Annotated in this window: 13 protein-coding genes; 9 read left to right on the top strand and 4 right to left on the bottom strand. The window is 44.5% G+C overall.

The genetic code is table 11. The features are described from left to right. Positions 1-23 precede the first annotated feature (23 nt). The 4 genes from JUB15_RS04800 to JUB15_RS04785 all read left to right on the top strand — a co-directional run bounded on the left by JUB15_RS04800 (position 24) and on the right by JUB15_RS04785 (position 6,684). Positions 24-1,586: a hypothetical protein gene (locus JUB15_RS04800; RefSeq protein WP_207511196.1), complete on the top strand. Its 1,563-nt coding sequence runs from the start codon at positions 24-26 to the stop codon at positions 1,584-1,586. 164 nt (positions 1,587-1,750) lie between these two features. Beyond that, positions 1,751-3,604 (top strand): M1 family metallopeptidase, encoded by a 1,854-nt coding sequence (locus JUB15_RS04795; protein ID WP_207511195.1) that lies wholly within the window; start codon positions 1,751-1,753, stop codon positions 3,602-3,604. Positions 3,605-3,824: 220 nt separating this feature from the next. Further along, the gene (locus JUB15_RS04790; RefSeq protein ID WP_207511194.1) at positions 3,825-4,130 is read left to right on the top strand and encodes a hypothetical protein; all 306 of its coding nucleotides are present in this window, start codon (positions 3,825-3,827) and stop codon (positions 4,128-4,130) included. Between the two features lie 202 nt (positions 4,131-4,332). Next, positions 4,333-6,684, top strand: coding sequence for an ATP-dependent helicase (locus tag JUB15_RS04785; RefSeq protein ID WP_207511193.1), 2,352 nt, complete (start codon positions 4,333-4,335; stop codon positions 6,682-6,684). 122 nt (positions 6,685-6,806) lie between these two features. Here JUB15_RS04785 and JUB15_RS04780 read toward each other — a convergent pair whose 3' ends face one another. From JUB15_RS04780 to JUB15_RS04770, 3 genes are all read right to left on the bottom strand, one after another. Continuing rightward, positions 6,807-7,538 carry a LytR/AlgR family response regulator transcription factor gene (locus JUB15_RS04780; protein ID WP_207511192.1) on the bottom strand — a complete coding sequence of 244 codons (732 nt, stop codon included), beginning with the start codon at positions 7,536-7,538 and terminating at the stop codon, positions 6,807-6,809. Next, on the bottom strand, positions 7,531-8,694 hold the full coding sequence (locus JUB15_RS04775) for a sensor histidine kinase (RefSeq protein ID WP_207511191.1): 1,164 nt from the start codon (positions 8,692-8,694) through the stop codon (positions 7,531-7,533). The genes JUB15_RS04780 and JUB15_RS04775 overlap by 8 nt, the downstream gene beginning before the upstream one ends. 153 nt (positions 8,695-8,847) lie before the next feature. After that, positions 8,848-9,195, bottom strand: coding sequence for a thioredoxin domain-containing protein (locus tag JUB15_RS04770; protein WP_207511190.1), 348 nt, complete (start codon positions 9,193-9,195; stop codon positions 8,848-8,850). A 374-nt stretch (positions 9,196-9,569) separates the two neighbouring features. Between JUB15_RS04770 and JUB15_RS04765 the strand changes: the two genes are divergently transcribed. Beyond that, positions 9,570-10,097, top strand: a complete 528-nt coding sequence (locus tag JUB15_RS04765) for a hypothetical protein (RefSeq protein WP_207511189.1) — start codon at positions 9,570-9,572, stop codon at positions 10,095-10,097. A gap of 349 nt (positions 10,098-10,446) precedes the next feature. Continuing rightward, positions 10,447-11,049: a transposase gene (locus JUB15_RS04760; protein ID WP_207511188.1), complete on the top strand. Its 603-nt coding sequence runs from the start codon at positions 10,447-10,449 to the stop codon at positions 11,047-11,049. On the opposite strand, the gene JUB15_RS04755 is transcribed toward JUB15_RS04760, so the two are convergent. Further along, positions 11,041-11,394, bottom strand: a complete 354-nt coding sequence (locus JUB15_RS04755; RefSeq protein WP_207511187.1) for an arsenate reductase family protein — start codon at positions 11,392-11,394, stop codon at positions 11,041-11,043. The genes JUB15_RS04760 and JUB15_RS04755 overlap by 9 nt on opposite strands. Positions 11,395-11,663: 269 nt before the next feature. On the opposite strand from JUB15_RS04755, the gene JUB15_RS04750 reads away from it, so the two are divergent. From JUB15_RS04750 to JUB15_RS04740, 3 genes are all read left to right on the top strand, one after another. Then, positions 11,664-12,179 (top strand): RNA polymerase sigma factor, encoded by a 516-nt coding sequence (locus JUB15_RS04750; protein ID WP_207511186.1) that lies wholly within the window; start codon positions 11,664-11,666, stop codon positions 12,177-12,179. Beyond that, on the top strand, positions 12,166-12,834 hold the full coding sequence (locus JUB15_RS04745) for a hypothetical protein (RefSeq protein WP_207511185.1): 669 nt from the start codon (positions 12,166-12,168) through the stop codon (positions 12,832-12,834). Before JUB15_RS04750 ends, JUB15_RS04745 begins: the two co-directional genes overlap by 14 nt. A 224-nt stretch (positions 12,835-13,058) precedes the next feature. Beyond that, a complete protein-coding gene (locus JUB15_RS04740) occupies positions 13,059-13,928 on the top strand; it encodes a sugar phosphate isomerase/epimerase family protein (RefSeq protein WP_207511184.1) in 870 nt (289 codons plus the stop codon). Positions 13,929-13,952 lie beyond the last annotated feature (24 nt).

The raw sequence follows: 13,952 nt of genomic DNA, 5'->3' as shown, positions 1-13,952 counted from the left end.
AGTTTCAGGCAAATTTCATAATTATGTCCAACCGATTTACAGATGCGTTGTTTCAATTGGTTCATTCACTGGAGAAGTCGGAAAAAAGGCACTTTAAACTTTATATAAAAAGGAGTTCGGCTAACGAAGACTTGAAGATCATACGGTTATTCGATGCGTTGGATAAATTGCCCGAGTATGACGAAAAGTTGTTGCTTAAGAAATTACCAGACATTAAGAAGCCGCAGCTTGCCAACATAAAAACACATTTATATAAACAGTTACTGGCCAGCCTTAGGCTGTTAAAAGCTACCGAAAACATTGACCTTCAACTGAGTGAACACCTTGACCATGCGCGGGTGCTTTACAATAAGGGATTAAAACTGCAAAGCCTTAAAATTCTTGAAAAGGCCAAGGAGATCGCACGCGCCAACCAGAAATTCAATTTCCTGGCCCAGGTGATCTCATTGGAAAAAAAGATCGAAACACTGCACATTACCCGCAGTTCTACCGAAAAAACACTTCATCTTGCCGAGGAAGCCCTCGAGATCAGCAGCCACATCGATCGCGTAACGCGGCTGTCGAACCTGGCCCTGCTCCTGTATCGATGGTTTGTACTGAACGGCCATGCCCGCAACCCCGAAGATGAACAGGATCTAAAGAAATTCTTCAAGGAATACCTGCCTGCCGACATAGATGCCGTGAATGGTTTTTACGAAAAGCTATACCTCTACCAGAGCTACAGCTGGTATGCGTTTATTAAGCAGGACTTCCTGCTCTATTACAAATACGGCCAGAAATGGATCGATCTTTACAATGAACATCCCCTGATGAAGGAGGTGGAAACCGGCCACTATATCAAAGGCATGCACAACCTGCTGAATGCCCATTTCGATCTTCGCAATTTCAAAAAATTTGAGATCACTCTAAAGCAGTTTGAAGAATTTGCCAAAACACCGGTGGCCACACATCACGATAATTTCCGTACGCACACCTTCATTTATATCAACAGCGCCAAAATTAACCAGCACCTGATGCAGGGAACATTCCGGGAAGGACTGGCGCTGGTACCCGAAATAGAAGAAAAGCTCGAAGAGTACGCGCTGTTTGTTGACCAGCACCGCATCCTCGTTTTCAATTACAAGATCGCTACCCTCTATTTTGGTAATGGGGAATTCGAGAAATGCATCGATTACCTGCAACGGATCATCAATGGTCCGCTCGACCTTCGGGTCGATTTGCAGTGTTACGCCCGCCTGCTGCACATGCTGGCCCATTATGAAATGGGGAATTACGAGCTCATGGAGTCGCTCAGCAAATCAGTCTTCCGCTTCATGGCCCGTATGAAGAATATAACTGTGGTGGAAGAAGAAATGCTGAAATTCCTGCGTCATTCATTTGGGGTAAGCCCACGGGAGTTAAAACCGGAACTCGAAAAATTCTTAAACAAGATCAAACACCTCGAGAAGAACCCTTATGAAACAAGGGCCTTTGCCTACCTGGATATAATTTCCTGGACGGAAAGCAAAGTGTACCAGAAGACAATGCGGGAAGTAGTATATGAGAAATATTTAAAAAGCAAACACCGGGGTACTGTTGTAGCCTGAATTTAAATAACCAAAGGGTGCGCTTTGCCTTGAAAGCGCACCCTTTGCCTTTTTACCGTGCTTCCATTTTAAACGTTCGATACGGGTCATCCGGTCCCGTTCATCCAGGTTTCACGGCCAGGCCTGCGCTGTTTTGTATATTTATCACTAATTAAATACCCCCTATGTTGTTAAAAAGGTCATTGATCTTACTGTTTTTGCTTGGCAGTGCAGTGGCAAATGCCCAGGTATCATTAACGATGCCCCGCAATTTGCCGGCAGCCTATGAAAAAGGAACGCGTACACTGAGCGGAGAGCCGGGCAGTAAATACTGGCAGAATACCGCGAATTATAATATGGAGATCAATTTTGATCCGGAAACCCGGCTGCTTAGCGGTAAGGTTGACATCGAATACTTTAATAACAGTCCCAGCCCTTTATCACAGATCGTTTTCAAGCTCTATCCCAACATTTATAAAAAGGGAAGTATTCGCATGATGCCGGTAAAGCCATCAGATCTTACCGATGGCGTGCACATCTCTTCTTTTCAATTTAATAATACCACTATCGATAGCAGTAAGCTGCGGATCGATGGAACCAATATGGTGGTGCCGGTGAGCCCGCTTGCACCGGGAAGCTCCATGCGCTTCAGTATTCAATATACATACACCCTGAACAAAACTTCACATATCCGTACGGGTGAAATAGAGCCGGGCGCTGATTTTGTCGCCTATTTTTTCCCGCGCATTGCTGTATATGACGATATCGATGGCTGGAATATGACGCCTTATACCGGTCCGCAGGAGTTTTACAATGATTTCGGCAACTTTAATGTAGCCATCACCGTGCCGGTGAATTTTGTAGTATGGGCCACCGGCGACCTGGCCAATTGCCAGGAAGTGTTGAATGAACCATTTTGTGAGCGCCTGCGCAGCGCCGAACAACACGATGGTGTTATTAACATTATTGACTCAACGGATCTGAAGCATAAGAATATTACCCGCCAGCATGCTTTTAATACCTGGAAGTTCTCTGCAAAAAATGTTACTGATTTTGCTTTTGCGGTGAGTGATCATTATATGTGGAAATCGACCAGTGTAGAAGTAGATCCGGCCACAAAAAGAAGAACGCGGGTAGATGCTGTTTTCAAACCTGAGCATAAGGATTATTACGAGGTGGTTGATTTTGGCCGGAAGACCGTTTGGGCCATGAGTTATGTTTTTCCGCGCTGGCCATTTCCCTATTCGCATGAGACGATTGTTGACGGGCTCGACCAGATGGAGTATCCCATGATGGTGAATGACAATCCGCTCGAAAGCCGTGTTGAAACTATTGAGCTGGTAGACCACGAAGTATTTCACACGATGTTTCCGTTTTATATGGGTACCAATGAAACGAAATACGGGTGGATGGATGAGGGTTGGGCCACCATCGGCGAATGGATCATTTCTTCGATCATTGACAGCAGCATCATCGACGATTACGGCGTAATGGGTTATGAAAGAGTGGCAGGAACTGAAAACGATTCTCCTATCAGCACATTATCAACGCAGATCAGCGGCACCAATTATTTTGTAAATTCCTATCCGAAACCTGCGCTGGGCTATTTATATGTAAAAGACATGCTGGGCGATTCGCTGTTCACCAAAGCCTTGCATTATTATATACAACAATGGCAGGGTAAACATCCCATTCCTTACGATTTCTTCAATTGCATGAATACAGGCTCGGGCAGGAACCTGAACTGGTTCTGGAAAAGATGGTTTATCGACAGCGGCGTACCTGACCTGGCTTTACGGGTTAATAAAACAACATCGGTGACAGTAACATGTATTGGGCATAAACCTGTACCTGTTGATCTGACAGTCACTTATGCCGACGGAACAAAGACCACCATCCACCGGTCGGTAGCCGTATGGGAAAAAGCGAGCTCGATCACCATTCCGCTGCCTGCTAAAAAAGAGATCAAACAGATCAGCCTTGGCGGCACCTATGTTCCCGATGTGAACCGGAAAAATAATGTATGGAATAATAAGTAATAATTTTTTTGCATGTAGCAGCAGCTTCAAGGGTTTAGAAGAAATGAATATGGAAAAAACACCTAGTTTTTTCAATTTTCATTCGTTTTTGCCAATATAATTTGCATCTTTGCAGACGCTTGCTGCCATTTAATAGAAGTTTGTTATTTCCATAGTAAAACCGCTTATTATAATGTATACCCACATTTGGATGAAGTACCTGCCCATTATCAGAATTTTAATGAAAAAATCAGCAGCAGGTGATCAGGTGTTAAACCTCAACCGACCCGATTTTGAAAAAGCTGGTATTGCGCGTAAAGCAGGTTACAAGTTCACCATTGAGTACACCAATGGTAAAGTAGCAAACGTGATCAGCACTTCACAGCTGGCCCTTGACCTGGCTGCTGTTATGCTGGAAGACGTTACCTGCAAAACGTTGTTTGCAACAAACAACTATCAGATCAGCCTGAACACAAAGTTCCAGGTGAGCATTAAAAACTGCACACCACAACCCGAGGCGCTGGCGCTGGAAGAAACAACCGCGTAATCAGCCAGCTTCGCCCAACTCTTTAACCCGACACTATTCCTTAACCGGAGTAATGAATTTATATAGCCCTGACGCTATCGTCAGGGCTTTTTATTTTCAGTGTTATAAGCTCATATTAATACAGTTATCACTTGTTTTTGACTAAGCGGATTTTATATTTTTTTCCGCTACAAATAACAGGCAGAGGCATTAACTTGCATAAATGATCGATTATTTACAGGGATTGAACGCGCAGCAGCGTGAAGCTGTTTTACATAAAGATGGGCCATTAATGATCGTGGCCGGTGCCGGCAGTGGTAAAACAAAAGTGCTTACCACGCGCATTGCCCACCTGATGGCTACGGGCGTGGATGCTTTTAATATTCTGGCCCTCACTTTTACCAATAAGGCGGCCAGGGAAATGAAGGAGCGTATTGAAAAAGTGTTGGGAAACAATGAAGCCCGGAATTTATACATTGGTACATTTCACAGTGTATTTGCGCGCATTTTGCGTGGTGAAGCACATCGCATTGGTTATCCCAACAACTTTACCATTTACGATACGGATGATACAAAGAGTGTCATTAAAACGGTAGTGAACGAGCTGAACCTCGATGACAAACATTACAAACCTTCGGCAGTATACAATCGGATCTCTAGCGCCAAGAACGCATTGGTAGGTCCGGCAGAATATGCAAACGATTATGCCATTCAGCAGGAAGATATGCGCAGTAACCGTCCGGCTATTGCCCAGATCTACGACGCATATGTAAAGCGCTGCTTTAAAAACGGCGCCATGGACTTCGACGACCTGTTGTTGAAATTCTATGAGCTGCTGAAAAATGTTCCCGAGTCGCTCAGTAAATACCAACGCAAATTCAAATACATTCTGGTAGATGAGTACCAGGATACCAACCCGGCACAGTACGAAGTAATAAAGCTGCTGGGCGCCATGCATGAAAATGTGTGCGTGGTAGGTGATGATGCCCAAAGTATCTATAGTTTCCGTGGTGCTACCATCCAGAATATATTACAGTTCCAGAAAGATTATGAAGATGCCAAAGTGGTGAAACTGGAACAGAACTACCGCAGTTCGAAAAGTATTCTCGATGTTGCCAACGAGGTGATCAAAAACAATAAGGGACAAATTCCCAAGAACCTTTGGACTGAAAAACCGGAGGGCGAAAAGATCAAGCTGGTTCGCCTGAATACCGATAATGATGAAGGCAAGTTTGTGGCCGACACCATCCAGGAGCAAAAACTGCGCAATCATTATAACAACCGCGACTTCGCTATTCTATACCGCACCAATGCGCAAAGCCGGGCGTTTGAAGAAAGCCTGCGCCGCATGGGTATTCCTTATACGATGTTCGGCGGCATTAGCTTCTACCAGCGTAAAGAGGTGAAAGATTATATAGCTTATTTACGCGTAATTGTTAACCCCCGCGACGAAGAGGCATTAAAGCGCATTATTAATTACCCCGTTCGGGGCATTGGTAAAACAACGATCGATAAAACGGTCTTAATAGCCAATGAGCAGAACATCTCCATGTGGCAGGTGTTGGAGCGCGCCCGCGAGTTTGGGTTCAAATCAGGTACGCTGGAAGCGATCGACAATTTTGTTACCATGATCAAAAGCTTCGCCAGCATGCTGCAGACGAAGAACGCGTATGATGTAGCGGTGCATGTGGGTAAACAAACCAATTTTGTAAAGGAATTATTCAACGATAAAAGTACGGAAGGCGTTCAACGGTATGAGAACGTGCAGGAGTTGTTGAACAGTATTAAAGAATGGACGGAAAGCCCCGATACCGAAGAAGGGGAAGTGAACGACAAGGGACTGGGCGCATATCTGCAGCAGATCACGCTGCTTACAGACGCCGATGAAAAAGATCCCAACGCTGATACGGTAAAGTTAATGTCGATACACGCGGCTAAAGGACTGGAGTTTGGTTGTGTATTTGCCGCCGGCCTTGAAGAAATGCTTTTCCCCAATGCGCTGGCCATCAATTCCCGCGAAGAGCTGGAGGAAGAACGCCGCCTGTTTTATGTGGTAATAACCCGGGCCAAAGAAAGGCTTTGGATCTCCTACGCCAATACCCGGTACCGCTTCGGCAACCTGGTACAGAACGAACCCAGCCGGTTCCTCGAAGAGCTGCCCGAGAAATACCTGGACAGAAGTTTTGCCGGCGGTGGCATGCGTAACCAGTTGAATAACCGCAGCGCTTACGACAGAATGCATGGCGGCTGGGGCGGCGGCTCCTCTGCCAGTGATGCAGAAAAAAGATATGGTCCGCCGCCGTCAAAAAAGGCAGGTACCACACCGTCTACACCTTCTTATATAACACCCAAACCGCAAAACAAAGCGGTTGAGCATGTGCCCTCGGCCGATTTTGTAGCCAGTGATGTTTCTAACTTACAGGTAGGTCAGCGGGTTGAGCACCAGAAATTTGGATTTGGCGAAGTTGTAAAAATGGAAGGCAGCGCACACAACCCGATCGCCACTGTTAAATTTGAACTGAACGGCGAGAAAAAGATCATGTTGAATTATGCGCGGTTGCGAATTATTCAATAGGTAATAATAAAGGTGTGCCACATTTAGCGTCGAAAGTATGTCGCATCCCTAATTGGTAATAATAAAAGCATACACTGCCTCCGGCGTTCCGGGGGCAGTTTCTTTTTCTGCCTTCGTTGATGTCAGGACGAAAACACTTTCAGTACACCATTCCGGAATAATTTGCCGATAGGAATATCGGTTTTATCAATTTCCACCAGTTCGTTGGTGAAGGACCTTATTTTGTTGATAGAAACGATAAAAGACCGGTGCGTTCGAACAAATAATTTAGCAGGCAGCATGGCTTCTACCGAGCTTATGGATTGTTTGGTAATGATGACCCCCTGCAGGGTGTGCACTTTTATATAGTCTTTCATGCTTTCAATGTACAGGATATCGTCCAGCATCACCTTTACCATTTTACGATCGGCGCGGAAATAAACGAAACTTTCATTCTTCTTTTCAATGGCTATGGCCGGCGCTACAGGCTTTGCAGGAGATGTGGCGCCATTTGATGGATAAGCTTTGTTGACAGCTTTCAGGAAACGGTCGAAGCGAATGGGTTTCATCAGGTAGTCCACTACGTCGAGCTCATAACCTTCCAGTGCATATTCTGAAAAGGCGGTAGTGAAGATAACGCGGGGCGGGTTTTTCAATGTTTTTATAAAATCGGTGCCGTTTAATTGAGGCATGCGAATGTCGAGGAATACCAGGTCAATGGCCTGTTGTTGTAAAACGGTGAGCGCCTGGATGGCATTGGCGCATTCACCCTTCAGTTGCAGGGTGGGTATTTCCTGGATGTACCGCCGGATGATCTCGCGCGCGGGCGGTTCATCATCGACGATCAGGCAGCGTATGGTTTGTGTTTCATCCATGATAGGCTAACTTAAATGGCGCGCTTTCTTTTTGGGTCAATGGCATGTAATCTAATGCTAACCAAAGATCAACTATAAAAACATCTTCTTCATCGGTGATCGTGAAAGCATGTTTGCCGGGGTATAACAGATCGAGCCGTTTTCTTACATTCGAAATGCCGATGCCTTTACAATTGTTGTGGTTGACGGTATTGGATTTGCCATTCAACAGTTTTACGTACATCCGGTTATTTTCAATATGCACCTCCAGGTTCAGCCAGGGTTGTTCGATCATATGGCTGGTGCCGTGTTTGAAGCAGTTTTCAACCAGCGGTAATAGCAACAGCGGCGCTATGCCCAGGTTATCGGTATTGTCCGGCAGATCAACATGAACATCCAGCTGATCATCATAGCGGATCTGTTCAAGGGAAATATAGTCCCGGATCATTTTCAATTCCTTCGATAGAGGAACCAGCGGCTGGTTGCATTCATATAAAATAAACCGCAACATATCTGACAGGCCCATCACCAGCTGGGAGGCCACCGGAGCCGTATTTTGCGTATGAGAGTATATGTTATTGAGGGTGTTGAACAGGAAATGCGGATGAACCTGAGCCTTCAGCAACTGCAATTGGGCTTCGGCATTTTCTTTTTGTAATTGCAGGTTGCGTTGTTCCTTAACATACCAGTGTTTCATTAGTTTAATGGAAGCGGCAATACCACCGATGGTAATACCACCCCGTAAACCGGCCATCAACGACAGATGGATACGGGTACTTGCGCGTACGCGGAGATAATTATTAAAATCATCCCGTAAAACCAGCCGTTGTATTTCGGGAATAACCGTTATGGAGATAATGACAGATAACACAGCGGCACCCAGGAAACAAAGAAATACCCATAAAACCGTTAACAGGTATTTCTGTTTAAGCAGGTACCGTGGAATCACAAAATACATGAGGGCATAGGAAAGTGCGATGTGCGTTGTCATGTAAGCCAGGGATTCCAGGATGGAATCAATCAGCCGCAAGCCATAAACTGGCTTACCATTATACCCGATCACTGAATACAATACGCCCTGGAACAACCACCAGAAAACCCAGAATGCCAGGTGGCGCCGGAAGCGGTACCGCGGTTCATCGGAAAATATAAAGGGATATTTTTCGGCGGCTTGCATATCCTAAAATTACAGTTCGTTTGCTTGTAACAGAAGCCGGTAGATGTTAATATCGCTGTACTGCAATTTTTCGTCGACAAAAGTATCGGAAGTCTGACGTTTGCGGATTCATCAGACTTCTGACCTCAGACCTCCGGCTTCAAACCTCTGGGACTACTTATTTTCCATCAGACTATTCCTTACAAATGCCTCATTTTCCCTAAACTGGTGCTTTTCTTCCCAGGCCAGTAGCGATGCTTCGAGTGCCCGCTTTAAGTGCATGCGGGTTCTTTTTTTAGCCGGATCGATGCGTTTGCCTTCCACTCTTTCTTTGTACACCAGCACTCCATCGTTGTTAAAGAAGTAAACGGTGTTTTGTTTGGGCGTATGGATATTACTTTCAACCATCCACCATCCTTTGTCGGAAGCCCATGGCGGCGGCGCCTGCTTTTTATCCTGGGCAAACAGCATGGCCTGGATCAACAGACCAGCAAGTAACGTTACTAACGATTGCTTTTTCATGGCTAAACGATTTGCATCAAAGAATATTTACCCAGTAAAGCTATTTTACAAAAGGGCCGGCCAATGGTAAAGTGGCTGGTATGGGCAAATACCCTGTTAGAATGCCGGTAACCGTAGACAAAGTGAAAAAGGATAGATGAAAAGCGCTGGTCGACGAAATACAGGCAGGCTCGACAAGTATGCGATGCGCGTGCTGTATTGGTAATGCTAACTTTTTCGGTTCAGGTGACGGGCAGGAGGTGTTGCCGATTTTTATTGGGGTAAAACATTGAATTGTAGTACCTATTAGTTGATCCGTGTCAAAAATACTGGCATTTACAACAAAGACCTGATGCAGGATTGATTAAATGGCAAAACTTTACTACCTTATATGAATGTACGAAAAACCCCCACCCTTCGGCTCTTATTATGTAACATTAAGTGTTTCAGGCTGGATAGACGTTTTCACCTGCCACACTTATTGTGAAATACTAATTGACAACCTAAACAATTGTATTGACAACAAAAACCTGCATGTCTATGAATACGTGTTAATGCCCAGTTATATAACGATCATTGCCTCGTCCAAGAAAAAACACATTTCCACTGTTCTGCGGGAATTCAAGAACGGAACTGCCAAGCAGATCCTCAAATGCATCTCGGAGAATCCCGACGAAAAGCGTAAGGAATGGATGATGCGATTGTTCTCTTATTACAGTAACCGGTATCAACACGATGCGGAGCATCACTTCTGGCAATTTGGCAACCATCCGGTAATATTGGACAGCACGGAGTTGTTTGCCCATCACGTAACGGAGGTGAAGAATCTGCCGGTCACTACCAGGCTTGTTGATGACCCACATCATTATGTTTACAGCAGCGCCCATCCCCAGCAACGGGTTAAGCTGGCCGCCTGGCAATAGGATTCCATTAATTCCGTACACCTGCAATAATAAGCTTACAATCTTGATACCGGCCGGTTTCATTACCATTTAATTGGCCGGGTGTGCTATTATTGTGTCTCAACGTTAGCCATATCGTTACAGCGATGGCTCATAATAAAAAGGATTATGAAAAAGATTATTATTGTTGAACAGGTATTAACATCCGGCGTTTTTCTAAACAACATTTTGTATATTACATTCCCTTGTCTTTGATCATAATTCTGACCTGATTGTACGTTTTTCCGCACCCGTAATCAATTAACAATACAGCTTTATTATTCAACCGGCTTACCGCTTATTAATGAACCATTGATAAAGCAATGCTCCTATGATTAATAAAAATAAAAACCAGGGCTTCCAGGAACAGGATTGTTCTTATTTGACTTTTAATGTGGTAGATTGGATAGATGTGTTTATAAGACCAACGTACAAGCAGATCATTGTTGATGCACTAAACTATTGTGTTCAGGCCAGGAAGTTCACGATATACGCCTGGGTTTTAATGACTAACCATTTACATCTGCTGGGAAGGGCACAGGAAGGTTCGGGCCTGGCCATGATAGAAAAGGAATTTAAAAGATATACAACAACTAAAATACTCGAGGCTATTGATATAGAGCCTGATCTTCGCCGGTCATGGATGCTGCAACGGTTTGAAGGCTCCAGCCTGAGCCTTAAAAAGATTGAAAAATTCCAATTGTGGCAAACCTGTACCAATCCATCTTTTATCGACTTCAAGCAGGTGTATAAATTACAGGAAAGGGTTCTGTACATTCATGAAAATCCCATTCGCGATGGAATAGTAAGCAGTCCTGAACATTATTTATACAGTTCAGCTACTGACTATGCCGGTAAGCCGGGCATGGTAAAGGTGAACGTAATAAATTTTGAAGCACTGCGCATGTCGCTATTGAAGAACGGATCATCTTAAAGCGCTCTTTAGCGCAGCTACCGTCTTTTTTTCACTGCCTACAAATATTTGATCGTTTACGAAGACAACCGGTCTTTTCAGGAAAGTATATTCCTGAAGGATCAGTTGGCGGTAATCATTTTCACCAAGGGATTTGTCTTTTAGGCCCATTTCCTTGTATTTCATGGCCCGGCGGCTGAACAACGACTCATAGCTGCCGGTTTTGGCTTTCATTTCATCCAGCTGGGCGGCGGTTAGGGGTTGGGTCTTGATATCCTGCAGCTCAAAGCCCATTTTATCAATGCCGGTTTCCTGGATAATTGCCTGGCAGGTGGTGCAGGTGCCAAGATGGTAAATTTTCTTCATTGCTAGTTATCAGGTTATTAAGCATGCAAATTACGGAAATCTGAGGTCTGAAAACGGAGATCGGAGGCCGGAAGTCGGAAGCCCGAGGCCGGAAGCTGGAGGGCAGATGCAAGAAAAGTTTTGAAGGCTGAAAAGAGAGGGATCTTCTGACGGCTGACCTCCGACGCCTGACTTCTGATTTAAGACTTCAGCAAAAAAAGGTCTTCGCCTGTAATTTTTTAGGTGTTTCGGCGACCAATTTGGTATCTTTTCCGCTAAAACCAACCCAATTGCAGGCAAAACTTAACCAGGATGAGTTTGTGGCATTGGTGCACCAACACCGCGCTATGTTGTATAAGGTGTGCAATTTATATTGTACATCCGAATACGATAAACAGGACCTTTTCCAGGAGATCGTGATACAATTATGGGGCGCGTACCCACGGTTCAGGGGCGATTCTAAATTCAGCACCTGGCTGTACCGTATTGCACTCAATACTGCCATATCTGACCTGCGTAAACAAAAAAAGATCATTAAAAGCGTAGAACCCGAATTATTGCCAACCGAGATACAGGACATTCAATACAGTAACGAAAAAGAAGAGCGGTTACAGCAACTTTATAAAGCTATTAACCATCTTACTGAAATAGAACGGGCTATTGTAATGCTGTACCTTGAAGACAAGAGTTACGAAGAAATGGAAGATATTTTGGGGATCAATCAGAATAACCTGCGCGTGAAAATGAACCGCATCAAGGAAAAATTACGTAAACTCACAAAAACTGTAGAACATGGAGTTAGATAGCCTGAAAGATATCTGGAAAAATCTGGATGATAAAGATCTTCAACCAGGCCGTGAAGTACCTGTTACGTCCATGTTGCAAAAACGGTCGCAAGGTACCATTGCCAAATTAAAGCGTAACCTCAACCGCGAGCTCATCGCCGTTGTGATCATATATTCCGTGACCATATGGAATATTGTATTGTACCAGGGGCTTTATCCAGAACTGGGGGTATTGCTTGGGCTGGTAGGCGGCGCTTTTTTATTCTATTATTACCATAAAAATAAGCTGCTGAAACAAATGCAGTGCGTGGCCTGTGAAGTAAGATCAAACCTGAAACAGCAGCTGGTTACGCTCGAAAAATACGTTCGCTTTTATTTTGTTGCCGGCACCATACTTACACCCCTGGCGTATTTTGCAGCCGGCGTTATTATTTTATATAACAGCCAGCCGGTTACTCCACCCCTGAATGATGTGCCGTTTGAAGCCGAGACGGCTGTTTCGCAAATGCCTTTAGCGTCCCACATCAGCAATCATCGTTTTTTTATCTTGTTTGTTTCCATAGGTGCCGTGGTGGCTGTAAGCACCTATTTTTTCAACCGTTGGCTCATTAATAAACTATATGGCCAGCATATTCAAAAGTTGAAGGATCTGCTGTTGCAAATGGAAGAAGACTAGCGATATTACCTGGATTTTCATACCTTACTAAATGTATAAATTTATAAAACCGGTAACTGGTTACTTCGGTCATCAGTAACCGGTTCTTTCTTTGCAGCTGCTCATCCAAAAAGCTATGCAACCGGTATCTGGCTTTGCATTTTGCAAGCGACCGCTTTACTTGCCTTCAGGGGTTGGGGAGTACCTGATTTTTAAGTAATTTCAACTCCCTAAAACGATTTGTTATGCCTACTCGTCGGGATTTCCTCAGGCAATCATCCCTGCTTACCGCCAGTTTGCTAATTACTAAAGAAGAATGGTTTGCCGAACCAAAAAAGATCGGTCTCCAGCTCTATACCCTCCGTAATGAAATGAGCAAAGATGCAAAAGGCACTTTGGCCAAAGTTGCTGCCCAGGGCTATAAAACCGTTGAGACCTACGGCTATGGCGACGGCAAATGGTTTGGTATGAGCGCCGCCGAATTGCGGTCAACCTTAAAGGCAAACGGCTTGTCAACCCCGAGCGGACATACGTTTCCTGCCAGTATCTTCTTACAAAGCGGCTGGGAAGAAAAATGGAAACCTGCCGTAACAGATGCCAAAGCCCTGGGCCAGGAATTTATTGTTATTCCCTGGCTCGAAGAAGAATACCGCAAGGATGCCGACAACTATAAAAAAATTGCGGCAGCCCTTAACAAAGCAGGAGAGATCTGCAAAAGCAGCGGCATGAAGCTGGCCTACCATAACCATAATTTTGAGTTTGAAACGGTTGGCGGAACTACAGGGTTCGATATTTTTTTAAAAGAAACAGATCCTAAACTGGTATTTTTTGAGCTGGACATCTACTGGGTAAGCAAAGCCGGAAAAGACCCGCTGGCCTTTTTTGCCAAACACCCGGGCCGCTATACCATGTGGCATGTAAAGGACATGGATAATACACCCCAAAAGCACTTTACCGAAGTAGGCAGCGGCGTCATCAATTACAAAAAGATTTTCAACTACGCCAAACAAAGCGGTATGAAATATTTTTTTGTGGAACAGGATGAATGTCCCGGTCCGCCGTTAAACAGTACCGCCAAAAGCATAACCTACCTTAAGAAGAACATCATTAAATAAACTGTTTATCCTATTATAATTTCT

The sequence above is a fragment of the Longitalea luteola genome (genome assembly GCF_017356035.1).
GTDB classification, from domain to species: domain Bacteria; phylum Bacteroidota; class Bacteroidia; order Chitinophagales; family Chitinophagaceae; genus Niastella; species Niastella luteola.
This window is presented reverse-complemented; position numbering and strand designations above follow the sequence as displayed.

Excerpts from the sequence above, each read along its gene's own strand:
- JUB15_RS04800 (WP_207511196.1), top strand. The coding sequence starts at position 24 with ATGTCCAACCGATTTACAGATGCGTTGTTTCAATTGGTTCATTCACTG.
- JUB15_RS04795 (WP_207511195.1), top strand. The coding sequence starts at position 1,751 with ATGTTGTTAAAAAGGTCATTGATCTTACTGTTTTTGCTTGGCAGTGCA.
- JUB15_RS04790 (WP_207511194.1), top strand. The coding sequence starts at position 3,825 with ATGAAAAAATCAGCAGCAGGTGATCAGGTGTTAAACCTCAACCGACCC.
- JUB15_RS04785 (WP_207511193.1), top strand. The coding sequence starts at position 4,333 with ATGATCGATTATTTACAGGGATTGAACGCGCAGCAGCGTGAAGCTGTT.
- JUB15_RS04780 (WP_207511192.1), bottom strand. The coding sequence starts at position 7,538 with ATGGATGAAACACAAACCATACGCTGCCTGATCGTCGATGATGAACCG.
- JUB15_RS04775 (WP_207511191.1), bottom strand. The coding sequence starts at position 8,694 with ATGCAAGCCGCCGAAAAATATCCCTTTATATTTTCCGATGAACCGCGG.
- JUB15_RS04770 (WP_207511190.1), bottom strand. The coding sequence starts at position 9,195 with ATGAAAAAGCAATCGTTAGTAACGTTACTTGCTGGTCTGTTGATCCAG.
- JUB15_RS04765 (WP_207511189.1), top strand. The coding sequence starts at position 9,570 with ATGTACGAAAAACCCCCACCCTTCGGCTCTTATTATGTAACATTAAGT.
- JUB15_RS04760 (WP_207511188.1), top strand. The coding sequence starts at position 10,447 with ATGATTAATAAAAATAAAAACCAGGGCTTCCAGGAACAGGATTGTTCT.
- JUB15_RS04755 (WP_207511187.1), bottom strand. The coding sequence starts at position 11,394 with ATGAAGAAAATTTACCATCTTGGCACCTGCACCACCTGCCAGGCAATT.
- JUB15_RS04745 (WP_207511185.1), top strand. The coding sequence starts at position 12,166 with ATGGAGTTAGATAGCCTGAAAGATATCTGGAAAAATCTGGATGATAAA.
- JUB15_RS04740 (WP_207511184.1), top strand. The coding sequence starts at position 13,059 with ATGCCTACTCGTCGGGATTTCCTCAGGCAATCATCCCTGCTTACCGCC.